Genomic DNA, 25,131 nt, shown 5'->3' on the forward strand with positions numbered 1-25,131 from the left:
AACAGGTTGGCGATATGCTGAGGAATAAAGTGGTCTTTCTCTTCTTTTGATTTGGCTTTGGTTTTCACATGGTACAAAAGCGCGGCCAGGGCCTCTGTGAGGATCGCTGTCTTCTCCAGCTCCAGCTCCAGCCCGTTGTCCACCAGTTTTGCCAAGGCCCACAGCAGATTGGCGATATGCTGAGGAATAAAGTGGTCTTTCTCTTCTTTTGATTCGGCTTTGGTTTTCACATGGGGTAACAGCGCGGCTACCGCCTCGGTTAGCTTTGGTGCCTTCTCTAACGCCAGCCCATTGTCCACCAGTTTCGCCACAGCCCACAGCAGGTTAGTGATACCTTGAGTGTTGAAGTGGTCTTTCTCTTCTTTTGATTCGGCTTTGGTTTTTACATGTGGCAACAGCGCGGCCACAACTTCTTTGAGCTTCGCTGTCATCTCCAGCCCATTGTCCACCAGTTTCGCCACGGCCCACAGCAGGCTGGTTATATGTTGAGGAATAAAGTGCACTTTCTGTTGTTTTGATTCGGCTCTGGTTTTTACATAGGACAAAAGTGCGGCTACGGTCTCTTTGAGCTTCGGTGTCTTCCCCAGATCCAGCCTGTTGTCCACCAGTTTCGCCACGGCCCACATCAGGTTGGCGACTTCCTGTGGATTGAAGTGGTCTCTCTCTTCTTTTGATTCGGCTTTGGTTTTCACCCGGGGCAACAGCGCAGCAACGGCAACTTTGAGCTGCGGTGTTTTCTCAATCTCCAGCCCGTTTTCGACCAGTTTCGCCAAGGCCCACAGCAGATTGGCGATATGTTGAGGAATAAAGTGGTCTTTCGCTTCTTTTGATTCGGCTCTGGTTTTCACATGGGGCAACAGTGCGGCGACGGCCTCTTTGAGCTTCGCTGTCTTCTCCAGCTTCAGTCCGTTGTCCACCAGTTTCGCGAAGGCCCACAGCAGGTTGGCGATATGCTGAGGAATAAAGTGGTCTTTCTCTTCTTTTGATTCGGCTTTGGTTTTCACATCGGGTAACAGCGCGGCTACCGCCTCTTTGAGCTTCGGAGCCTTCTCCAACTCCAGCCCATTGTCCAACAGTTTCGCCATGGCCCAAAGAAGGTTGGCGGTCGCTTGAGTGTCGAAGTGGTCTTTCTCTTCTTTTGATTCGGCTTTGGTTTTCACATGGCGTAACAGCGCGGCCACGGCCTCTTTGAGCTGCGCTGTCTTCTCCAGCTCCAGCCCGTTGTCCACCAGTTTCGCCAGAGTCCACAGCAGGTTGGTGGTAGCTTGAATGTTGAAGTGGTCTTTCTCTGCTTTTGATTCGGCTTTGGTTTTCACATGGGGCAGCAGCGCAGCTAAGGCCTCTTTGAGCTTCGGTGTTTTCTCCAGCTCCAGCCCGTTGTCTACCAATTTCGCCAACGCCCACAGCAGGTTGGAGATATGCTGAGGAATAAAGTGGTCTTTTTCTTCTTTTGATTCGGCTTTGGTTTTCACCCGGGGCAACAGCGCAGCAACAGCCTCTTTGATCCTGGGTGTCTTTTCCAACTCCAGCCCGTTGCCCACCAGTTTCGCCAAGGCCCACAGCAGGTTGGCGGTACCTTGCGCATCAATATCCCTGGTTTCAGGTTTTTGGTTGCACTTAAGTATTACCAGATCAAGCAAATTTGACAGTAGAACAGCTTGAGTTTCCTTAACACACGCATCCATGTATGTATGAGGGGTAAAAACACCCGCCGAAGTAAATGAATGAAACGTTGTCGTCAGGCTTCGCCAGCCCCACAGGGGTGTCGCTTTAAAATTGTGTAACAATGGTATCAGTTGACGTTGTTCACTGTGATTTAAAGATCGTTGTGACGCTAATGTGTATTGTTTAATTAAAGTGGCAAATTGACTGTGTTTTTTCCCATTATAGCGATCACCATAATGAGTAGATATCCTCATCAGTTCATCCATTCTTTCTTGTGTGATGAGAGCATTAAAATCCTGAACCGGTTTTATTGAATGTCTTGGTGGATGGTTAGCAGAGCAGGCGTCAGAAGCACGATAAAATTCATGACGCGCCGGGATATAGGGGAGTGGAGTATTCATCCGCCTCACTGTGCCATACCTGTATCGCCCACTCCCTGAAGCACCGGTATGATCATCCGATTGATTGTAATCATTACCTGATGTTGTGCATGCCCAACTTATACCAGCACCACCTCTGTCCATAATTATATTTCATTAATTCATGGGAAACATAAAATGTAGACTACTCTACGGCATCAACAGGCATTAGTTTTACTGGCTTTTTTTCTCTTCCTTTTTCTCTTTTTTGGTTTATTTATTTGCTCTTCTAAATATTCTTCAGCGGTAAAATAACAGTCATCCGAAAATTGCCCTCCTTCATCAGCAGTAAAATATGCCTCATCTGCCGCCCACTCGCTGCTGTCAGGTGACACAGGACCATGGGCCTCTGGCGAGACAGCTAACTTTGTCTTTATTTGCTCAATAACTCTTGTCATTGAATCCTGCTTCCAAAGCTTGTCCACCGGTATTTCAATAACCTCAAATCCTAATCTTTTCAGCAGAGCGACTTTCAATAAAGTCGAACCATTCCTGGTTTTGAAATCACCACTCACGTAATGAGAAGGTCCCTGAACATCGATCACCGTGTTGTAATCTGGCAGTTGCAGGTCAACCGGAGGTAATGAGTTCAGACTCTGTTCTTCTTTAATCTTCAAAGACGGAAAGCTTGACTGGAGCTGATCGCGTAAGATGGATTGAGATTGGGAAATGATTGTCCGGTAATGGGGGCCCACTGGACACGCCCTCCCAAGCCAACTTGCAGCCATGGCAGTGATGAATGGAAACTCTGAATTGCACGGGGATGGACTTTCCAGGCGAGAAAACAGTTCATCTATGTGCTTTTCAAGGGCGTTTTTATTATCGTCACCGAAGTACAGATAATACCTGGCACTAAATACCATGACTCCCCAGAGAGCCATTGATATATCTTGCTGAGAGAGCTGAGGGTTTTCACTGATTCTGTCGACAAGAGAATCGAACATAGATTTAACCAGGTTCAGCTCAATGGCCTCACCCAGTTTTGCCACGGACCACACCAGTGTGGTGACCTCCTGTGGCTTGAAATGGTTTTTCATTTCTTTTGATTCGGCTTTGGCTTGCACATGGTGCAACAGCACGGCCAAGACTTCTTTGAGCTTCGGTGTCTTCTCCAGCCCCAACCCGTTTTCCAACAGTGTCACCACGGTCCACAGCAGTTTGGCGATATGCTGTGAAATAAAGTGGTCTTTCTCTTCTTTTGACTCGGCTTTGGTTTTCACATCGAGCAGCAGCACGGCCAAGGCCTCTTTGAGCGTTGCTGTCTTCTCCAACCCATTGTCCACCAGTTTCGCCAAGGCCCACAGCAGGTTGGCGACTTCCTGTGGCTTCAAGTGGTCTTTCTCTGCTGTTGATTCGGCTTTGGTTTTCACCTGGGGCAACAGCGCAGCCACGGACTCTTTGAGCTTCGGTGTCTTCTCCAGCTCCAGCCCATTGTCTACCAGTTTCGCCAGGGCCCACAGCAGGTTGGTGACTTCCTGTGGCTTGAAGTGGTCTTTTTCTTCTGTTAATTCGGCTTTGGTTTTCACATGGGGCAACAGCGCGGTTACAGCCTCGTTGAGCTTCGCTGTCTTCTCCAGCCCGTTGTCCACCAGTTTCGCCACGGCCCACAGCAAGTTGGCGAGGTGCTGTGGCTTGAAGTGGTCTTTCTCTTCTTTTGATTCGGCTTGGTTTTTGACCTGGGGAAACAGCGCGGCCATAACCTCTTTGAGCTTCGGTATCTTCTTCAGCTGCAGCCCATTGTCCACCATTTTTGCCAGGGCCCACAGCAGGTTGGCAGTACCTTGAGTGTTGAAGTGATCTTTCCCTTCTTTTGATTCGGCTTTGGTTTTCACATGGGGCAGCAGTGCAGCTACGGCCTCTTTGAGCTTCGGTGTTTTCTCCAGCTCCAGCCCGTTGTCTACCAATTTCGCCACTGCCCACAGCAGGTTGGAGATATACTGAGGGATAAAATGGTCTTTCTCTTCTTTTGATTCGGCTTGGGTTTTCACATGGTACAAAAGCACGGCCACGGCCTCTTTGAGGATCGCGGTCTTCTCCAGCTCCAGCCCGTTATCCACCAGTTTCGCCACGGCCCACACCAGGTTGGCGACTTCCTGTGGCTTGAAGCGGTCTTTCTCTTCTTTTGATTCGGCTTTGGTTTTTACATGGGGCAACAGCGCGGCTATCGCCTCGTTGAGCTTCGGTGTTTTCTCCAGCCCATTGTCCACCATTTTTGCCATGGCCCACAGCAGGTTGGCAGTACCTTGAGTGTTGAAGTGATCTTTCCCTTCTTGTGATTCGGCTTTGGTTTTCACATGGGGCAGCAGCGCAGCTACGGCCTCTTTGAGCTTCGGCGTTTTCTCCAGCTCCAGCCCGTTGTCTACTAATTTCGCCACTGCCCACAGCAGGTTGGAGATATGCTGAGGGATAAAATGGTCTTTCTCTTCTTTTGATTCGGCTTTGGTTTTTACAAGGGGCAACAGCGTGGCGACGGCTTCTTTGAGCTTTGGTGTCGTCTCCAGCTCAAGCCCGTTGCCCACCATTTTTGCCAGGGCCCACAGCAGATTGGCGGTACCTTGGGTATCAATACCCATGGCGTCAGGTTTTTGGTTGCACTTAAGTATTACTGCATCAAGTAACGTTGACAAAAAAGCTGCCTGAGCCTCCTTGCTTCTCTCATTCATGTACTTATGTGGGGTAAAAACACCCGCTGATGTAAATGAATGAACCGTTGTCGTCAGGCTTCGCCAAGGCCATCCGCGTGTCGCTTTAAAAGCATGCAACAATGGTATCAGTTGGCATTGTTCACTGTGATTTAATGGTCTTTTTGACCTTGATGTGTATTGTTTGATTGAACAGGCAAATTGACTGTGTTTTTTCCCATTATAGCGATCACCAAAACGAGCAGATATGCTCACCAGGTCATCCATTTTTGCTTGTGTGATGAGAGCATTAAAATCCTGAACAGGTTTTATTGAATGTCTTGGTGAATGGTTAGCAGAGCAGGCGTCAGAGGCAGGATAAAATTCATGACGATCCGGAATATAGGGAAGTGGAGTATTCGTCCGCCTCACTGTGCCATACCTGTATCGCCCACTCCCTGAAGCACCGGTATGATCATCTGGTTGATTATAATCATTATTGCCTGATGTTGTGCATGTCCAACTTATACCAGCACCGCCTTTGTCCATAATTATAATTTCATTAATTCATTGAAAATATAAAATGTAGACTACTCTACGTCATCATCGGGCAGCAGTTTTTACTGGCTTTTTTCTCTTCCTTTTTCTCTTTTTGGGTTTATTTATTTGCTCTTCTATATATTCTTCAGCGGTAAAATAACAGTCATCCGAAAATTGCCCCCCTTCATCAGCAGTAAAATAGGCCTCATCTACCGCCCAGTCGCTGCTGTCAGGGGTCACAGGACCATGGGCCTCTGGCGAGACGGCTAACTTTGTCTTTATTTGCTCAATAACTCTTGTCATTGAATCCTGCTTCCAAAGCTTGTCCACCGGTATTTCAATAACCTCAAATCCTAATCTTTTCAGCAGAGCGACTTTCAATAAAGTCGAACCATTCCTGGTTTTGAAATCACCACTCACGTAATGACAAGGTCCCTGAACGTCGATCACCGTATTGTAATCTGGCAGTTGCAGGTCAACCGGAGGTAATGAGTTCAGACTCTGCTCTTCTTTAATATTCAAAGACGGAAGGCTTGACTGGAGCTGATCGCGTAAGATGGATTGAGATTGGGAAATGATTGTCCGGTAATGGGGGCCCACTGGACACGCCCTCCCAAGCCAACTTGCAGCCATGGCCGTGATGAATGGAAACTCTGTATTGCACGGGGATGGACTTTCCAGGCGAGAGAACAGTTCATCTATGTGCTTTTCAAGGGCGTTTTTATTATCGTCACCGAAGTACAGATAATACCTGGCACTGAATACCATGACTCCCCATAGAGCCATTGATATATCTTGCTGAGAGAGCTGAGGGTTTTCACTGATGCTGTCGACAAGAGAATCGAACATAGATTTAACCAGGTTCAGCTCAATGGCCTCACCCAGTTTTGCCACTGACCACACCAGTGTGGTGACCTCCTGTGGCTTGAAATGGTTTTTCATTTCTTTTGATTCGGCTTTGGCTTGCACATGGTGCAACAGCGCGGCCAAAACTTCTTTGAGCTTCGGTGTCTTCTTCAGCTCCAACCCGTTTTCCAACAGTGTCACCACGGCCCACAGCAGGTTGGCGATATGCTGTGGAATAAAGTGGTCTTTCTCTTCTTTTGACTCGGCTTTGGTTTTCACATCGAGCAGCAGTGCGGCCACGACCTCTTTGAGCGTTGCTGTCGTCTCCAGCTCCAGCCCATTGTCCACCAGTTTCGCCAAGGCCCACAGCAGGTTGGTGACTTCCTGTGGCTTCAAGTGATCTTTCTCTGCTGTTGATTCGGCTTTGGTTTTCACATGGGGCAACAGCGCGACCACGGACTCTTTGAGCTCCGGTGTCTTCCCCAGATCCAGTCTGTTGTCTACCAGTTTCGCCAGGGCCCACAGCAGGTTGGTGACTTCCTGTGACTTGAAGTGGTCTTTTTCTTCTGTTAATTCGGCTTTGGTTTTCACATGGGGCAACAGCGTGGTCACAACCTCGTCGAGCTTCGCTGTCTTCTCCAGCCCATTGCCCACCAGTTTCGCCACGGCCCACAGCAGATTGGCGATATGCTGAGGAATAAAGTGGTCTTTCTCTTCTGTTGATTCAGCTTTGGTTTTCACCCGGGGCAGCAGCGCGGCCAAGGCCTCTTTGAGCTTCGGTGTCTTCTCCAGTTCCAGCCCGTTGTCCACCAGTTTCGCCACGGCCCACAGCAAGTTGGCGAGGTGCTGTGGCTTGAAGCGGTCTTTCTCTTCTTTTGATTCGGCCTGGTTTTTTACCTGGGAAAACAGCGCGGCCATAATCTCTTTGAGCTTCGGTAGCTTCTTCAGCTTCAGCCCATTGTCCACCAGTTTCGCCAGGGCCCACAGCAGGTTGGTGAGTTCCTGTGGCTTGAAGTGGTCTTTCTCTTCTGTTGATTCGGCTTTGGTTCTCACCCGGGGCAGCAGAGCAACCAAGGCCTCTTTGAGCTTCGGTGTCTTCAACTCCAGCCCGTTGTCCACCCATTTCGCCACGGCCCACAACAGGTTGGCGATATGCTGTGCATTAAAGTGGTCTTTCTCTGCCTTTGATTCGGCTTTGGTTTTTACCTGGGGCAACAGCGTGGTCACGGCCTCTTTGAGCTTCGCTGCATTCTCCAGCGCCAGCCCGTTGTCCACCAGTTTTGCCATGGCCCACAGCAGGTTGACGACTTCCTGTAGCTTGAAGTGGTCTTTCTCTTCTTTTGATTCGGCTTTGGTTGTCACGTGGGGCAAAAGCGCGGCTACAGCACCTTTGAGCTTTGGTGTTTTCTCCAGCCCGTTGTCTACCAATTTCGCCACGGCCCACAGCAGGTTGGAGATGTGCTGAGGGATAAAGTGGTCTTTCTCCTCTTTTGACTCGGCTTTGGTTTTCACCTTGGGCAACAGCGCGGCCACAGCCTCTTTGAGTCTGGGTGTCTTTTCCAGCTCCAGCTCATTCACCAGTTTCGCCATGGCCCACAGCAGGTTGGCGCTACCTTGTGCATCAATATCCCCGGTTTCAGGTTTTTGGTCGGACTTAAGTATTACTGCATCAAGTAAAGTTGACAGTAAATCTGCCTGAGTTTCCTTACTTCCCTTATTCATGTATTTGTCAGGGGTAAAAACACCCGCTGACGTAAATGAATGAAGCGTTGTCGTCAGGCTCCGCCAGGTCCACCCGGCGGTTGCTTTAAAATTGTGCAACAATGGTATCAGTTGGCGTTGTTCACTATGATGCAAAGGTCGTCTTGACGCTAAAGTGTATTGTTTGATTAAAGTGGCAAATTGACTGTGTTTTTTCCCATCATAGCGATCACCGAAACGAGCAGATATGCTCACCAGGTAATCCATTCTTTCTTGTGTGATGAGAGTATTAAAATAATGGACAGGTTTTACTGAATGTCTTGTTGGATGGTTAGCAGAGCAGGCGTCAGAAGCACGATAAAATTCATGACACTTCTGGATATAGGGGAGTGGCGCATTCACCTGTCTGACTGTGCCATGGCAATATCGCCCAGCCGTTGAAAAATCGGTACGATCATCCGGTTGTTTATAATCATTACCTGATGTTGTGCCTTGCCAACTGATACCAGCACCGCCTTTGTCCATCATTATATTTCATTAATTCATGGGAAATATAAAAAGTAGACTACTCTACGGCCTCATCAGGCATTAGTTTTTACTGGCTTTTTTTCTCTTCCTTTTTCTCTTTTTTGGTTTATTTATTTGCTCTTCTAAATATTCTTCAGCGGTAAAATAACAGTCATCCGAAAATTGCCCTCCCTCATCAGCAGTAAAATATGCCTCGTCTGCCGCCCACTCACCGCTGCTAAGTGACACAGAGCCATGAGCTTCTGGGAGAGCGGCTAACTTTTCCTTTATTTGCTCAATAACTATTTTCATTGAATCCTGGTTCCCAAGCTTGTTCACCGGGATTTCAATGACCTCAAATCCTAATTTTTTCAGCAGAGCGACTTTCAATAAAGTCGAACCATTCCTGATTTTGAAATCACCACTAACGTAATGAGAAGGTCCCTGAACGTCGATCACCGTGTTGTAATCTGGCAGTTGCAGGTCAACCGGAGGTAGTGAGTTCAGACTCTTTTCTTCTTCAATCTTCAAAGACGGAAGGCTCAATCGGAGTTGCTCGCAGAAGGTAGATTGAGATTGTGAAATAATTGTCTGGTAATAGGGGACCACCGGACACGGTCGCCCAAGCCAACTGGCGGCCATGGCAATGACGGTTTGAGCCTCTATATTCTTCGGGGATGTATTTCCCAGGCGAGAAAATAGTTCACCTATGTGCTTTTCAAGCGGGTTTTTATTATCTCTACCGAAGTACAGATATAACCTGGCACAGAATACCATGACTCCCCAGAGAGACATCCAAGTATTTTGCAGAGAAAGCTGAGGGGTTTCACTGATTCTGTCGGCAAGAGAACCGAACATAGATTTAACCAGGTTCAGCTCAATGGCCTCACCCAGTTTTGCCATGGCCCACAGCAGGTTGACGGTACCTTGAGTATTGAAGTGGTCTCTCTCTTCTTTTGATTCGGCTGTGGTTTTTACATGGTACAACAGCGCGGCCAGGGTCTCTTTAAGCTTCGCTGTCTTCTCGAGCTCCAGCCCGTTGTCCACCAGTTTCGCCAAGGCCCACAACAGGTTGGCCACTCCCTGTGGCTTGAAGCGGTCTCTCTCTTCTTTCGATTCGGCTTTGGTTTTCACATGGTACAACAGCGTAGCCAGGGCCTCTTTGAGCTTCGCTGTCTTCTCCAGCTCCAGTCCGTTGTCCACCAGTTTTGCCAAGGCCCACAGCAGGTTGGCAATATGCTGAGGAATAAAGCGGTCTTTCTGTTCTTTTGATTCGGCTTTGCTTGTCACATGGGGCAACAACGCGGCTACGACCTGTTTGAGCTTCGGTGTTATCTCCAGCTCCAGTCCATTGTCCACCAGTTTCGCCAAAGCCCACAGCAGGTTGGCGATATGCTGTGCATTAAAGTGGTCTTTCTCTGCCTTTGATTCGGCTTTGGTTTTTACCTGGGGCAACAGCGTGGCCACGGCCTCTTTTAGCTTCGGTATCTTCTTCAGCTCCAGACCATTGTCCACCAGTTTTGCCATGGCCCACAGCAGGTTGGCGATATGCAGAGGAATAAAGCGGTCTTTCTGTTCTTTTGATTCGGCTTTGGTTGTCACATGGGGCAACAGCGCGGCTACGACCTGTTTGAGCTTCGGTGTTTTCTCCAGCTCCAGTCCATTGTCCACCAGTTTCGCCACAGCCCACAGCAGGTTGGTGATATCCTGAGGATTAAAGTGGTCTTTCTCTTCTTGTGATTCGGCTTTGGCTTTCACCCGGGACAGCAGCGCGACGACGGCTTCTTTGAGCTTCTGTGTTTTCTCAGGTTCCAGCCCGTTGTCCAACAGTTTCGCCAAGGCCCACAGCAGGCTGGCAACCTCCTGTGTGTTGAAGTGGTCTTTCTCTTCTTTTGATTCGGCTTTGGTTGTCACGTGGGGCAGCAGCGCGGCCACAGCCTCTTGGAACTGCGCTGCCTTCTCCAGCCCGTTGTCTACCAGTTTCGCCAGAGTCCACAGCAGGTTGGCGGTAGCTTGAGTGTTGAAGTGGTCTTTCTCTTTTTTTGATTCGGTGTTGGCTTTCATCAGGGGCAGCAGCGTGGCTACCGTTCCTTTGAGCGTTGGTGTCTTCTCCAGCCCGTTGTCCACCAATTTTGCCACGGCCCACAGCAGGTTGGAGATATGCTGAGGGATAAAATGGTCTTTCTCTTCTTTTGATTTGGCTTTGGTTTTCACCAGGGGCAACAGCGCGGCCACGACCTCTTTGAGTTTTGGTGTCTTCTTCAGCTCCAGCCCGTTGTCTACTAATTTCGCCACGGCCCACAGCAGGTTGGAGATATGCTGAGGGATAAAATCGTCTTTCTCTTCTTTTGATTCGGCTTTGGTCTTCACCAAGGGCAATAGCGCGGCCACGGTCTCTTTGAGCTTCGGTGTCTTCTCCAGCTCCAGCCCGTTGTTCACCAGTTTCGCCAGGGCCCACAGCAGGTTGGCGGCACCTTGTGCATCAATATCCCTGGTTTCAGGTTTTTGGTTGCACTTACGTATTACTGCATCAAGTAAAGTTGACAATAAAGCTTCCTGAGTTTCCTTACTTCCCTCACTCATGTACTTATGAGGGGTAAAAACACCCGCTGAAGTAAATGAATGAAGCGTTGTCGCCAGACTTCGCCAGGTCCACCCGGAGGTAGCTTTAAAATTGTGCAAAAATGGTATCAGTTGGCGTTGTTCACTATGATGCAAAGGTCGTCTTGATGCTGAAGTGTATTGTTTGATTAAGGTGGCAAATTGACTGTGTTTTTTACCATCATAGCGATCGCTATAACGCGCAGATATGCTCAGCAGGTAATCCATTCTTTCTTGTGTGATGAGAGCATTAAAATCATGAACAGGTTTTATTGAGTGTTTTTTTGCATGGTTAGCAGAAAAGCCGTCAGAAGCACGATACTCATTACGCTTCTGGATACAGGCGAGTGGCGCATTCACCTGTCTGACTGAGCCATGCCAGTATCGCCCACTCTTTGAAGAATCGGTACGATCATCCGGTTGTTTATAATCATTACCTGATGTTGCGCATTGCCAACTGATACCAGCACCGCCTCTGTCCATCATTATATTTCATTAATTCATGGGAAATATAAAAAGTAGACTACTCCAGGAGGCTTTCCGAGAATAGCGCCCGTCGCGAGGACGGGAGAAAATTGAGGATAAAAATTTGGTTTTGTGAGGTGAATAGCGGGGCTATTTGCCGAACAAAAGCGGATTTTTAGACCAATTTGCTGTCGCCGCACGACTGCATGGATGCAGGAGCTAGGGCAACGCAGGAGCAGTTGCCGCGTAGGGCAGTCTATTCTCGGACAGCCTCCCAGAGCCTCATCAGGCCGTAGTTTTTACTGGTTTTTTTCTCTTCCTTTTTCTCTTTTTGGGTTTATTTATTGGCTCTTCCAAATATTCTTCGGCGGTAACATAACCGTCATCGGAAAATGGCTCTCCTTCATCAGCAGTAACGTATGCCTCATCTGCCGCCGCCTCACCACTGGTATGGAACACGCCATGAGCCTGTGGCGGGACTGCTAACTTTATCTTTATTTGCTCAATAACTCGTTTCATTGAATCCTGTTTCCAAAGCTTGTTCACCGGAATTTCAAGGACCTCAAATCCTGATTTTTGCAGCAAGGCGATTTTCAACAAAGTCGAACCATTTCTGGTTTTGAAATCACCACTCACGTAATGAGAAGGTCCCTGAATGTCGATAACCATGTTGTAATCTGGCAGTAGCAGGTCAACCGGAGGTAATGAGTTCAGACTCTTTTCTTCTTCAATCTTCAACGACGGAAGGCTTGATTTGAGTTGATCGAGGAAGGTGGATTGAGATTGTGAAATAATTGTCGGGTATTGGGGGGTGACCGGACACGCTCTTCCAAGCCAGCTTGCGGCCATGGCAATAATGGATTGATCCTCGATACTGCCTGAGGAGGTATTTCCCAGGCGGGAAAATAGTTCACCTACATGCTTTTCAAGTGAGTTTTTATTATTTTTACCGTAGTTAAGATAACATCTGGCACAGAATGCCATGACTCCCCACAGAGACATCCATCTACTTTGCTGAGGGAGCTGGAGGTTTTCGCTGTTTTTGCCGACAAGAAAATCGAACGTTGATTCAACCACCTTCAGCTCAATCACCTCACCCAGTTTTGCCACGGACCACATCATGCTGGCGACTTCCTGTGGCTTGAAGCGCTCATTCTCTTCTTTTGATTCGGCTTTGGTTTGCATCAGGGACAACAGCGCGACTACGGACTCTTTGAGTTCCGATGTCTTCACCAGCTTCAACCCGTTCTCCACCAGTTTCGCCAGGGCCCACAGCAGGTTGGCAATATGCTGATGAGAAAAGTGGTCGGTCTCGTCTAATGATTCGGCTTTGCTGGTCACCTGGGGCAACAGCGCAACCACGGCCTCTTTCAGCTTCGGTGTCTTCTCCGGCACCAGTCCGTTGTCTACCAGTTTCGCCATGGCCCACAGCGAGTTGGCGGTATCTTTTGCGCTGAAGCGGTCTTTCTCTTCTTTTGATTCGGCGTAGGTTTTCACATAGGGCAACAACCAGGTCACGGCCTCTTTAAGCCTGGGTGTCTTCTCCGGTTCCAGTCCGTTGTCTACCAGTTTCGCCATGGACCACAGCAGATTGGCGACTCCCTGTGGCCTGAAGCGGTCTTTCTCTTCTTTTGCTTCAGCTTTGGTTTTCACATGGGGCAACAGCGCGGCCACAGCCTCGTTGAGCTGCGGAGTCTTCTTTAGCTTCAGCCCGTTGTCTACCAGTTTCGCCAGGGCCCACAGCTGGTTGGTGACATGCTGAGGAATAAGGTGGTCTTTCTCTTCTTTTGATTCAGCTTTGGTTTTCATCAGGGGCAACAGCACAGCCACGACCTCTTTGAGTTTCGGTGTTTTCTCCAGCTCCAGCCCGTTGTCTACCAATTTCGCCGCCGCCCATATAAGGTTGGAAATTTGCTGAGGATTGAAGTGGTTCTTCTCTTCTTTTGATTTGGCTTCAACATGAATCAACACTGCGTCCACAGTCTCTTTGAGCTTCGGTGTCCTCTCCAGCTCCAGCCCATTGTCCACCAGTTTCGCCAAAGCCCATTGTAGAGAGGCGACTTCCTGCAGCTTGAATTGGTCTTTCTCTTCTGTTGATTCGATTTTGGTTTTCATCAGGGGCAACAGCGCCGCCACGGCCACTTTGAGCGTCGGCATCTTCTTCAGCTCCAGCCCGTAGTCCACCAGTTTCGCGAAGGCCCATAGCAGGTTGGCGATACCTTGATTGTTAAAGTGGCCTTTCTCTGCTTTTGATTCGGCTTTGGTTTTTACATGAGGCAACAGCGCAGCCACAGCCTCTTTGAGTTTCGGTATCTTCTCCAGCTCCAGTCCATTGTCCACCAGTTTCGCGAAGGCCCACAGCAGGTTGGCGACACCTTGAGTGTTAAAGTGGTCTTTCTCTTCCTTTGATTCGGCTTTGGTTTTCACATGAGGCAACAGCGCGGCCACGGCCCCTTTGAGCGTTGGTGTTTTCTCCAACCCCTTGTCCACCAATTTCGTCACGGCCCATAGCAGGTTGGCAATCTGCTGAGGAATAAAGTGGTATTTCTCTGATCCAGCTTTGGCTATCACATGGGGCAACAGCGCGGCCACCCCCTCTCTGAGCACCAGTGTCTTGTCCAGCTCCAGCCCGTTGTCCACCAGTTTCGCCACAGACCACAGCAGGTTGGCGATATGCTGAGGAATAAAGTGTTCTCTCTCTTCTGGTGCTTTGGCTTTGGCTTTAACATGGATCAACAGTGCAACCACAACCTCTTTGAGCTTCGGTGCTTTCTCCAGCGCCAGGCCGTTGCCCACCAGTTTCGCTACAGACCACAGCAGGTTATTGATACCTTGAACATCAAGATACCTGGCTTCAGGTTTTTGGTTGCACTTGAGTAGTACTTGATCAAGTAAAGTCGACAGTAAAGCCGCTTGAGTTTCCTTAACCCACTCTTCCATGTATTTATGAGAGGTAAAAACACCCGCTGAAGTAAATGAATGAAACGTTGTCGTCAGGCTTCGCCAGGTCCACCCGGTTGTCACTTTAAAATCGTACAACAATGGCATCAGTTGACGTTGTTCACTGTGATGCAAAGGTCGTTTTGACGCTGCAGTGTATTGTTTGATTGAAATGGCAAATTGACTGTGTTTCTTACCATCATAGCGATCACCGTAATGGGTAGATAACCTCAACAGGCAATCCACTTTTTCATGTGTGATAAGAGCCTTAAAATCATCAACAGGTTTTAATGAGTGTCTTCTTGGATGGTTAGCAGAACAGGCGTCAGAAGCAGGATAAAATTCATTATGCTTCTGGGTATAGGGAAGTGACGTATTCACCTGTCTGACTGTGCCATGCCGGTATCGCCCCCCCTTTGAACAATCGGTACGATCATCCGGTTGATTATAATCATTACCTGATGTTGCGCATTGCCAACTGATACCAGCACCGCCTCTGTCCATCATTATATTTCATTAATTCATGGGAAATATAAAAAGTAGACTACTCTACGGCATCATCAGGCAGTAGTTTTTACTGGCTTTTTTCTCTTCCTTTTTCTCTTTTTTGGTTTATCTGTTTGCTCTTCTAAATATTCTACAGCGGTAAAATAACAGCTATCTGAAAATTGCCCTCCTTCATCGGCAGTAACGTATGCCTCATCTGCTGACCCCTCGCCGCTGTTATGTAACACAGAGTCATAAGCCTGCGGCGGGTCGGCTAACTTTATCTTTATTTGCTCAATAACTCTTTTCATTGAACCCTGGTTCCCAAGCTTGTTCACCGGGATTTCAATGACCTCAAATCCTAATTTTTTCAGCAGAGCGATTTTCAACAAAGTCGAACCATTCTTGGTTTTGAAATCACCACCCACGTAATGGGAGGGCCCCTGAACGTCGATCACCATGTTGTAATCTGGCAGTAGCAGGTCAACCGGAGGTAATGAGTTCAGACTCTTTTCTTCTTCAATCTTCAAAGACGGAAGGCTTGATCGGAGTTGATTGCGAAAAGTGGATTGTGATTGTGAAGTGATTGTTCGGTAATGGGGAACCACCGGACACGCTATCCCCAGCCAACTTGTGACCATGGCAATAATGGATTGATCCTCGGTATTGCCTGAGGGTGTATTTCCCGGGCAAGAAAATAGTTCACCTATATGCTTTTCAAGCGAGTTTTTATTATTTTTACCGTAGGTCAGATAAAATCTGGCACAGAATGCCATGACTCCCCACAGAGACATCCGTCTACCTTGATGAGAGAGCGGGGTGTTTTCGCTGATTTTGCCGAGAAGGGAAGCAAACGTTGTGTTAACCACGTTCAGCTCAATAGCCTCACCCAGTTTTGCCACGGCCCATATCATGTTGGCGACTTCCTGTGGCTTGAATTGGTCTTTCTCTTCTTTTGATGTGGCTTTGGTTTGCACATGGGGCAACAGCGCGACCACAGCCTCTTTGAACTTCGATGTCTTCTCCAGCTTCCACCTGTTCTCCACCAGTTTCGCCAGGGTCCACAGGAGGTTGGCGATATGCTGAGGAGTAAAGGGGTCTGTCTCTTCTAATGATTTGGCTTTGGTTGTCACATGGGGCAACAGCGCAACCACGGCCTCTTTCAGCTTTGGTGTCTTCTCCAGCTCCAGTCCGTTGTCTACCAGTTTCGCCACGGCCCACAGCACTTTGACGGTCTCTTGTGTGCTGAAGCGGTCTTTCTCTTCTTTTGATTCGGCGTAGGTTTTCACATAGGGCAACAACCAGACCACGGCCTCTTTAAGTCTGGGTGTCTTCTCCAGTTCCAGTCCGTTGTCCACCAGTTTTGCCAGGGCCCACAGCAGGTTAGCGATATGCTGAGGAATAAAGTGGTCTTTCTCTGCTGTTGATTCGGCTTTGACTTTCACATGGGGCAACAGCACGGCCACAACCTCTTTGAGCTGCGCTGTCTTCTCCAGCCCGTTGTCCACCAGTTTTGCCACGGCCCACAGCAGGTTGGCGGTAGATTGAGTGTTAAAGTGGTCTATCTCTTCTTTTGATTCGGCGTTGGCTTTCACATGGTGCAACAGCGCGGCCAGGGCCTCTTTCAACTTCGCTGTCTTCTCCAGCCCGTTGTCCACCAGTTTGGCCAAGGCCCACAGCAGGTTAGCGATATGTTTAGGAATAAAGTGGTCTTTCTCTTCTTTTGATTCGGCTTTGGCTTTCACATGGCACAACAGCGCGGCCAGGGCCTCTTTGAGCTTCGCTGTCTTCTCCAGCTCCAGCCCGTTGTCAACCAGTTTTGCCACGGCCCACAGCAGGCTGGCGACTGCCTGTGGCTTGAAGTGGTCTTGCTCTTCTTTTGATTCGGCTTTGGTTTTCACATGGGGTAGCAGCGCGGCCACGGCCTCTTTTAGCTGCGCTGTCATCTCCAGCCCGTTGTCCACCAGTTTTGCCAGGGCCCATAGCAGGTTAGCGATATGCTGAGGAATAAAGTGGTCTTTCTCTGCTTTTGATTCGGCTTTGGTTTTCACATGGGGTAGCAGCGCGGCCACGGCCTCTTTTAGCTGCGCTGTCTTCTCCAGCTCCAGCCCGTTGTCTACCAATTTCGCCACCGCCCACAGCAGGTTGGTGATATGCTGAGGAATAAAGTGGTCTTTCTCTGCTTTTGATTCGGCTTTGGTTTTCACATGCGGTAACAGCACGGCCAGTGCCTCTTTTAGCTGCGCTGTCTTCTCCAGCCCGTTGTCTACCAATTTCGCCACCGCCCACAGCAGGTTGGCGATATGCTGAGGAATAAAGTGGTCTTTCTCTTCTTTTGCTTCGGCTTTGGTTTTCACATGGGGTAACAGCGCGGCCACGACCTCTTTGAGCTTGGGTGTCTTCTCCAGCCCCAGCCCGTTGTCCACTAATCTTGCCACGGCCCACAGCAGGTTGGTGATATGCTGAGGAATAAAGTGGTCTTTCTCTTCTTTTGATTCGGCTTTGGTTTTCACATTGGCCAGCAGCGCGGCCACGGCCTCTCTGAACGTCGGTGTCTTCTTCAGACCATTGTCCAACAGTTTCGCCACGGCCCAAAGCAGGTTGGCGACTGCCTGTGGATTGAAGTGGTCTTTCTCTTCTTTTGATTCAGCTTTGCTTTTCACATGGTGCAACAGCGCGGCTACGGCCTCTTTTAGCTGCGCTGTCTTCTCCAGATCCAACCCGTTTTCGACCAGTTTCGCCAGAGCCCACAGCAAGTTGGCGACTTCCTGTGGCTTGAAGTGGTCTTTCTCTTCTTTTGATTCGGCTTTCGTTTTCACATGGAGCAACAGCGCGGCCACAACTTCTTTGAGCTTCGGTGTCTTCTCCAGCTCCAGCCCGTTATCTACCAATTTTGCCACTGCCCACAACTGGTTGGCGATATGCTGAGGAATAAAGTGATATTTTCCCTCTTTTGAGTCGGCTTTGATTTTCACCAGGGGCAACAGCGCGGCCACGGCCTCTTTGATCTTCGGTGTTTTCTCCAGCTCCAGCCCGTTACCAACTATTTTTGCCAGGGCCCACAGCAGGTTGGCGGTACCTTGGGCATCAATATCCCTGGCTTCAGGTTTTTGCTTGCACTTAACTATTACTGCATCAAGTAACGTTGACAATAACGCTGCCTGAGCCTCCTTACTTCTCTCATTCATGTATTTATGAGGGGTAAAGACACCCGCTGACGTAAATGAATGAACTGTTGTCATCAGGCTTCGCCAGAGCCATCCGGGTGTCGCTTTAAAAGCGTGCAACAATGGTATCAGTTGGCATTGTTCACGACGATTTAATGGTCTTTTTGACCTTGATGTGAATTGTTTGATTGAACAGGCAAATTGACTGTGTTTTTTCCCATCATAGCGATCACCATAATGAGTAGATATCCTCACCAGGTCATCCATTTTTGCTTGTGTGATGAGATCATTAAAATCCTGAACAGGTTTTATTGAATGTCCTGGTGGATGGTGAGCAGAACAGGCGTCAGAAGCAGGATAAAATTCATGACGCTCCGGGATATAGGGAAGTGGAGTATTCGTCCGCCTCACTGTGCCATACCGGTATCGTACACTTCCTGAAGCACCTGCATGATCATCCGGTTGATTATAATCATTACCTGATGTTGTACATTTCCAACTTATACCAGCACTGCCTCTGTCCATAATTATATTTCATTAATTCATGGGAAATATAAAATGTAGACTACTCCACGGCATCAACAGGCAGTAGTTTTTACTGGCTTTTTTCTCTTCCTTTTTCTCTTTTTTGGTTTCTTTGTTTGCTCTTCTAAATATTCTTCAGCGGTAAAATAACAGTCATCTGACAATTGCCATCCTTCATCGGCAGTAAAGTATGCCTCACCTGCATCCCACTCGCTGCTGTCAGGTGACACAGGACCATGGGCCTCTGACAGGATGGCTAACTTTGTCTTTATTTGATCAATAACTATTTTCATTGAATCCTGGTTATGAAGCTTATACACCGGGATTTCAATGACTTCGAATCCTAATTTTTTCAGCAGAGCGATTTTCAACAAAGTCGAACCATTCCTGGTTTTGAAATCACCACCCACGTAATGGGAGGGTCCCTGAACGTCGATCACCATGTTGTAATCTGGCAGTAGCAGGTCAACCGGAGGTAATGAGTTCAGACTCTTTTCTTCTTCAATCTTCAAAGACGGAAGGCTTGATCGGAGTTGATCGTGAAAAGTGAATTGTAATTGTGAAGTGTTTGTTCGGTAATGGGGAACCACCGGACACGCTATCCCCAGCCAACTTGTGACCATGGCAATAATGGATGGATCCTCGGTATTGCCAGTGGGTGTTTTTCCCGGGCAAGAAAATAGTTCACCTATATGCTTTTCAAGCGAGTTTTTATTATTTTTACCGTAGGTCAGATAAAATCTGGCACAGAATGCCATGACTCCCCACAGAGACATCCATCTACCTTGATGAGAGAGCGGAGTGTTTTCGCTGATTTTGCCGAGAAGGGAAGCTAACGTTGATTTAACCACATTCAGCTCAATAGCCTCCCCCAGTTTTGCCACGGCCCATATCATGTTGGCGACTTCCTGTGGCTTGAATTGGTCTTTCTCTTCTTTTGATGTGGCTTTGGTTTGCACATGGGGCAACAGCGCGACCACAGCCTCTTTGAACTTCGCTGTCTTCTCCAGCTCCAGCCCGTTCTCCACCAGTTTTGCCAAGGCCCACAGCAGGTTGGCGATATGCTGAGGAATAAAGTGGTCTTTCTCTTCTTTTGATTCGGCTTTGGCTTTCACATGGCACAACAGCGCGGCCAGGGCCTCTTTGAGCTTCGCTGTCTTCTCCAGCTCCAGCCCGTTCTCCACCAGTTTTGCCACGGCCCACAGCAGGATGGTGACTGCCTGTGGCTTCAAGTGGTCTTTCTCTTCTTTTGATTCGGCTTTGGTTTTCACATGGGGTAACAGCGCGGCCACGGCCTCTTTCAGCTGTGCTGTCTTCTCCAGCCCGTTGTCCAACAGTTTTGCCACGGCCCACAGCAGGTTAGCGATATGCTGAGGAATAAAGTGGTCTTGATCTGCTTTTGATTCGGCTTTGGTTTTCACATGGGGTAGCAGCGCGGCGACGACCTCTTTTAGCTGCGCTGTCTTCTCCAGCCCGTTGTCTACCAATTTCGCCACCGCCCACAGCTGGTTGGCGATATGCTGAACAATAAAGTGGTCTTTCTCTTCTTTTGATTCGGCTTTGGTTTTCACATGGGGTAACAACGCGGCCACGACCTCTTTGAGCTTGGGTGTTTTCTCCAGCCCCAGCCCGTTGTCCACTAATTTTGCCACGGCCCACAGCAGGTTGGTGATATGCTGAGGAATAAAGTGGTCTTTCTCTTCTTTTGATTTGGCTTTGGTTTTCACATTGGCCAGCAGCGCGGCCACGGCCTCTCTGAACGTCCGTGTCTTCTTCAGACCATTGTCTACCAATTTCGCCACCGCCCACAGCAGGTTGGCGATATGCTGAGGATTAAAGTGGTCTTTCTCTTCTTTTGATTCAGCTTTAATTTTCACATGGTGCAACAGCGCGGCTACGGCCTCTTTTAGCTGCGCTGTCTTCTCCAGATCCAACCCGTTTTCGACCAGTTTCGCCAGAGCCCAAAGCAGGTTGGTGACTTCCTGTGGCTTGAAGTAGTCTTTCTCTTCTTTTGATTCGGCTTTCGTTTTCACATGGAGTAACAGCGCGGCCACAACTTCTTTGAGCTTCGGTGTCTTCTCCAGCTCCAGCCCGTTATCTACCAATTTTGCCAATGCCCACAGCTGGTTGGCGATATGCAGAGGAATAAAGTGTTCTTTCCCCTCTTTTGATTCGGCTTTGATTTTCACCAGGGGCAACAGCGCAGCTACGACCTCTCTGAGCTTCGGTGTTTTCTCCAGCTCCAGCCCGTTACCAACTATTTTTGCCAGGGCCCACAGCAGGTTGGTGGTACCTTGGGCATCAATATCCCTGGCTTCAGGTTTTTGCTTGCACTTAACTATTACTCCATCAAGTAACGTTGACAATAACGCTGCCTGAGCTTCCTGACTTTTCTCATTCATATATTTATTAGGGGTAAAAACACCCGCTGACGTAAATGAATGAATCGTTGTCATCAGGCTTCGCCAAGTCCACCCGAGTGTCGCTTTAAAATTGTGCAACAAGGGTATCAGTTGACATTGTTCACTGTGATTTAAAGGTCGTTGTGACGCTGATGTGTATTGTTTAATTAACGTGGCAAATTGACTGTGTTTTTTACCATCATAGCGATCACTGTAACGAGCAGATACCCACACCAGCCAATCCATTTTTTCTTGTGTGATGAGAGCATTAAAATCATGATCAGGTTTTATTGAGTGTCCTGGTGGACGGTTAGCAGAGCAGGCATTAGAAGCAGGATGAAGTTCATTACACCTCTGGATATAGGGTAGTGGCGCAATCACCAGTCTGACTGTGCCATGTCTGTATCGCCCACTTTTTGCAGAATTGGTACGATCATCCGGTTTTTTATAATCATTACCTGATGTTGTGCATTGCCAACTGATACCAGCATCGCCTCTGTCCATCATTATATTTCATTAATTCATGGGAAACATAAAATGTAGACTACTCCACGACATCAGCAGGCATTCTTAGGATAGACATTAAGCGTCTACTCCCCTCTTCGGAAAGTTAAAGATGGAACCACGAAGAACACGAAGAACACGAAGAGCACAAAGAAGAGATTTTTTTTTCCTTCGTGCTCTTTGTGTCCTTCGTGGTTCCATTCAAAAGCCATTGAAAATGGAGGGGTAAGCTTAATGTCCACCCTAAGAACAGGCATTAGCCCGGCTTTTTTCTCTTCCTTTTTCTCTTTTTTGGTTTCTTTGTTTGCTCTTCTAAATATTCTTCAGCGGTAAAATAACAGTCATCGGAAAATTGCCATCCTTCATCGGCAGTAAAGTATGCCTCACCTGCATCCCACTCGCTGCTGTCAGGTGACACAGGACCATGGGCCTCTGGCAGGATGGCTAACTTTGTCTTTATTTGTTCAATAACTCTTTGTATTGAATACTGGTTATCAAGCTTGTTCACCGGTATTTCAATAAACTCAAATCCTAATTTTTTATATAGGGCGATTTTCAACAAAGTCGAACCATTCCTGGTTTTGAAATCACCACCCACGTAATGGGAAGGCCCCTGAACGTCGATCACCATGTTGTAATCTGGCAGTAGCAGGTCAACCGGAGGTAATAAACTCAGACTCTTCTCTTCTTCAATCTGCAAAGACGGAAGGCTTGATCGGAGTTGATCGCGAAAGGTGGATTGAGATTGTGAAATGATTGTCTGGTAATAGGGAACCACCGGACACGCTATCCCCAGCCAACTTGTGACCATGGCAATAATGGATTGATCCTCGGTATTGCCTGAGGGTGTATTTCCCAGGAGAGAAAATAGTTCACCTATATGCTTTTCAAGCGAGTTTTTATTATTCTTACCGTAGGTCAGATAACATCTGGCACAGAATGCCATGACTCCCCACAGAGACATCCATCTACCTTGAGAGAGCGGGGTGTTTTCGCTGATTTTGCCGACAAGGGAAGCTAACGTTGATTTAACCACTTTCAGCTCAATAGCCTCACCCAGTTTTGTCACGGCCCATATCATGTTGGCGACTTCCTGTGGCTTGAATTGGTCTTTCTCTTCTTTTGATTCGGCTTTGGTTTGCACATGGGGCAACAGCGCGACCACAGCCTTTTTCAGCTTCGATGTCTTCTCCAGCTTCCACCTGTTCTCCACCAGTTTCGCCAGGGCCCACAGCTGGTTGGCGATATGCTGAGGTGTAAAGGGGTCTGACTCTTCTAATGATTCGGCTTTGGTTGTCACATGGGGCAACAGCGCAACCACGGCCTCTTTCAGCTTCGGTATCTTCTCCAGCTCCAGCCCGTTGTCCACCAGTTTCGCCAAGGCCCACAGCAGGTTGGCGATATGCTGAGGAGTAAAGGGGTCTGTCTCTTCTAATGATTCGGCTTTGGTTGTCACATGGGGCAACAGCGCAACCACGGCCTCTTTCAGCTTCGGTGTCTTCTCCAGCTCCAGTCCGTTGTCTACCAGTTTCGCCACGGCCCACAGCAAGTTGGCGGTCTCTTGTGTGCTGAAGCGGTCTTTCTCTTCTTTTGATTCGGCATAGGTTTTCACATAGGGCAACAACCAGGCCACGGCCTCTTTAAGCCTGGGTGTCTTCTCCAGTTCCAGTCCGTTGTCTACCAGTTTCGCCACAGCCCACAACAGGTTGGCGACTTCCTGTGGCTTGAAGTGGTCTTTCTCTTCTTTTGATTCAGCTTTGACTTTCACATGGGGCAACAGCACGGCCACAACCTCTTTGAGCTGCGCTGTCTTCTCCAGCTCCAGCCCGTTGTCCACCAGTTTTGCCACGGCCCACAGCAGGTTGACGGTAGCTTGAGTGTTAAAGTGGTCTCTCTCTTGTTTTGATTCGGCTTTGGCTTTCACATGGTGCAACAGCGCCCCCAGGGCCTCTTTGAGCTTCGCTGTCTGCTCCAGCCCGTTGTCCACCAGTTTTGCCACGGCCCACAGCAGGTTAGCGATATTCTGAGGAATAAAGTGGTCTTTCTCTTCTTTTGATTCGGCTTTGGCTTTCACATGGCGCAACAGCGCGGCCAGGGCCTCTTTTAGCTGCGCTGTCTTCTCCAGCTCCAGCCCGTTCTCCACCAGTTTTGCCACGGCCCAAAGCAGGTTGGCGGTAGCTTGAGTGTTGAAGTGGCCTTTCTCTTCTTTTGCTTCGGCTTTGGCTTTCACATGGTGCAACAGCGCAGCCAGGGCCTCTTTGAGCTTCGCTGTCTTCTCCAGCTCCAGCCCGTTCTCCACCAGTTTCGCCAGGGCCCACATCAGGTTGGCGGTAGCTTGAGTGTTGAAGTGGTTTTTCTCTGCTTTTGATACGGCTTTGGTTTTCACATGGGGCAACAGCGCGGCCACAGCCTCTTTGAGCTTCGGAGTGCTCTCCAGCTCCAGCCCCTTCTCCACCAGTTTCGCCAGGGCCCACAGCTGGTTGGCGATCTGCTGAGGAGTAAAGTGGTCTTTCTCTTGTTTTGATTCAGCCTTGGTTTTCACATGGGGCAACAGTGCAGCCACAACCTCTTTGAGCTTTGGTATCTTCTCCAGCTCCAGTCCGTAGTCCACCAGTTTCGCGAAGGCCCACAGCTGGTTGGCGATACCTTGAGTGTTAAAGTGCTCTTTCTCTTCTTTTGATTCTGCTGTGGTTTTCACATGAGGCAACAACGCGGCCACGGTCCCTTTGAGCTTTGGAGTCTTCTCCACCCCCTTGTCCACCAATTTCGCCAGGGCCCACAGCAGGATGCTGATATGCTGAGGAATAAAGTGGTCTCTCTCTTCTTTTGATTTAGCTTTGGCTTTCACATGGGGCAACAGCGCGGCCACGACCTCTCTGAGCATCGTTGCCTTGTCCGGCTCCAGCCCGTTGTCCACCAGTTTCGCCACCGACCACAGCAGGATGCTGATATGCTGAGGAATAAAGTGTTCGCTCTCTTCTGGTGATTTGGCTTTGGCTTTAACATGGATCAACAGTGCGGCAACAGCCTCTTTGAGCTTCGGTGTTTTCTCCAGCTCCAGCCCGTTGTCCACCAGTTTCGCCACGGACCACAGCAGGTTATTGATACCGTGTACATCAAGATCCCTGGCTTCAAGTGTTTGGTTGCAATTAAGTATTATTTGATCAAGTAAAGTGGACAGTAAAGCCGCTTGAGTTTTCTTAACCCTCTCTTCCGTGTATTTATGAGAGGTAAAAACACCCGCTGAAGTAAATGAATGAAACGTCGTCGTCAGACTTCGCCAGGTCCACCCGGGTGTCGCTTTAAAATCGTGCAACAAAGGTATCAGTTGGCGTTGTTCACTATGATTCAAAAGTCGTTTTGACGCTGAAGTGTATTGTTTGATTGAACAGGCAAATTGACTGTGTTTTTTACCATCATAGTGATCACCATAATGAGTAGATATCTTCATCATGTAATCTATTTTTTCTGGTGTGATGAGAGCTTTGAAAGCATGAACAGGTTTTATTGAATGTCTTGGTGGATGGTCAGCAGAGCAGACGTCAGAAGCAGCATAAAATCCGTTACTCTCCCGGATATAGGCGAGCGGCGCATCCAACTGTCTGACTGTGCCATGCCAGTATCGCCCACTTTTTGAAGAATCGGTACGATCATCCGGTTTTTTATAATCATTACCTGATGTTGCGCATTGCCAACTGACACCAGCACCGCTTCTGTCCATAATTATATTTCATTAATTCAT

Annotated in this window: 8 protein-coding genes; all 8 read right to left on the minus strand. The window is 48.5% G+C overall.

What is annotated here, in order from left to right:
* Nucleotides 1-2,189 (minus strand): DUF1601 domain-containing protein (locus ACO6UY_RS10825; RefSeq protein ID WP_422489909.1); only part of this gene is annotated, 2,189 nt, incomplete at its 3' end.
* Between the two features lie 53 nt (nt 2,190-2,242).
* Nucleotides 2,243-5,254, minus strand: a complete 3,012-nt coding sequence (locus tag ACO6UY_RS10830; protein ID WP_422489911.1) for a DUF1601 domain-containing protein — start codon at nt 5,252-5,254, stop codon at nt 2,243-2,245.
* A gap of 54 nt (nt 5,255-5,308) precedes the next feature.
* Nucleotides 5,309-8,320, minus strand: coding sequence for a DUF1601 domain-containing protein (locus ACO6UY_RS10835; protein WP_422489913.1), 3,012 nt, complete (start codon nt 8,318-8,320; stop codon nt 5,309-5,311).
* Nucleotides 8,321-8,380: 60 nt separating this feature from the next.
* Entirely contained in the window at nt 8,381-11,386 is a 3,006-nt protein-coding gene (locus ACO6UY_RS10840; RefSeq protein ID WP_422449604.1) for a DUF1601 domain-containing protein, read from the minus strand.
* 264 nt (nt 11,387-11,650) lie between these two features.
* Entirely contained in the window at nt 11,651-14,812 is a 3,162-nt protein-coding gene (locus ACO6UY_RS10845) for a DUF1601 domain-containing protein (RefSeq protein WP_422449603.1), read from the minus strand.
* Nucleotides 14,813-14,865: 53 nt separating this feature from the next.
* On the minus strand, nt 14,866-18,483 hold the full coding sequence (locus ACO6UY_RS10850; protein ID WP_422489915.1) for a DUF1601 domain-containing protein: 3,618 nt from the start codon (nt 18,481-18,483) through the stop codon (nt 14,866-14,868).
* Between the two features lie 53 nt (nt 18,484-18,536).
* Nucleotides 18,537-21,392, minus strand: a complete 2,856-nt coding sequence (locus ACO6UY_RS10855; RefSeq protein ID WP_422489917.1) for an RAP domain-containing protein — start codon at nt 21,390-21,392, stop codon at nt 18,537-18,539.
* Between the two features lie 253 nt (nt 21,393-21,645).
* Nucleotides 21,646-25,110, minus strand: a complete 3,465-nt coding sequence (locus ACO6UY_RS10860) for a hypothetical protein (RefSeq protein WP_422463229.1) — start codon at nt 25,108-25,110, stop codon at nt 21,646-21,648.
* Nucleotides 25,111-25,131 lie beyond the last annotated feature (21 nt).

This window comes from Endozoicomonas sp. ALE010, assembly GCF_049310165.1.
Classification (GTDB): Bacteria; Pseudomonadota; Gammaproteobacteria; order Pseudomonadales; family Endozoicomonadaceae; genus Endozoicomonas.

Coding starts and splice junctions, on each gene's coding strand:
- ACO6UY_RS10830 (WP_422489911.1), bottom strand. CDS start 5,254: ATGGACAAAGGCGGTGCTGGTATAAGTTGGACATGCACAACATCAGGC.
- ACO6UY_RS10835 (WP_422489913.1), bottom strand. CDS start 8,320: ATGATGGACAAAGGCGGTGCTGGTATCAGTTGGCAAGGCACAACATCA.
- ACO6UY_RS10860 (WP_422463229.1), bottom strand. CDS start 25,110: ATGGACAGAAGCGGTGCTGGTGTCAGTTGGCAATGCGCAACATCAGGT.
- ACO6UY_RS10845 (WP_422449603.1), bottom strand. CDS start 14,812: ATGATGGACAGAGGCGGTGCTGGTATCAGTTGGCAATGCGCAACATCA.
- ACO6UY_RS10840 (WP_422449604.1), bottom strand. CDS start 11,386: ATGATGGACAGAGGCGGTGCTGGTATCAGTTGGCAATGCGCAACATCA.
- ACO6UY_RS10850 (WP_422489915.1), bottom strand. CDS start 18,483: ATGGACAGAGGCAGTGCTGGTATAAGTTGGAAATGTACAACATCAGGT.
- ACO6UY_RS10855 (WP_422489917.1), bottom strand. CDS start 21,392: ATGATGGACAGAGGCGATGCTGGTATCAGTTGGCAATGCACAACATCA.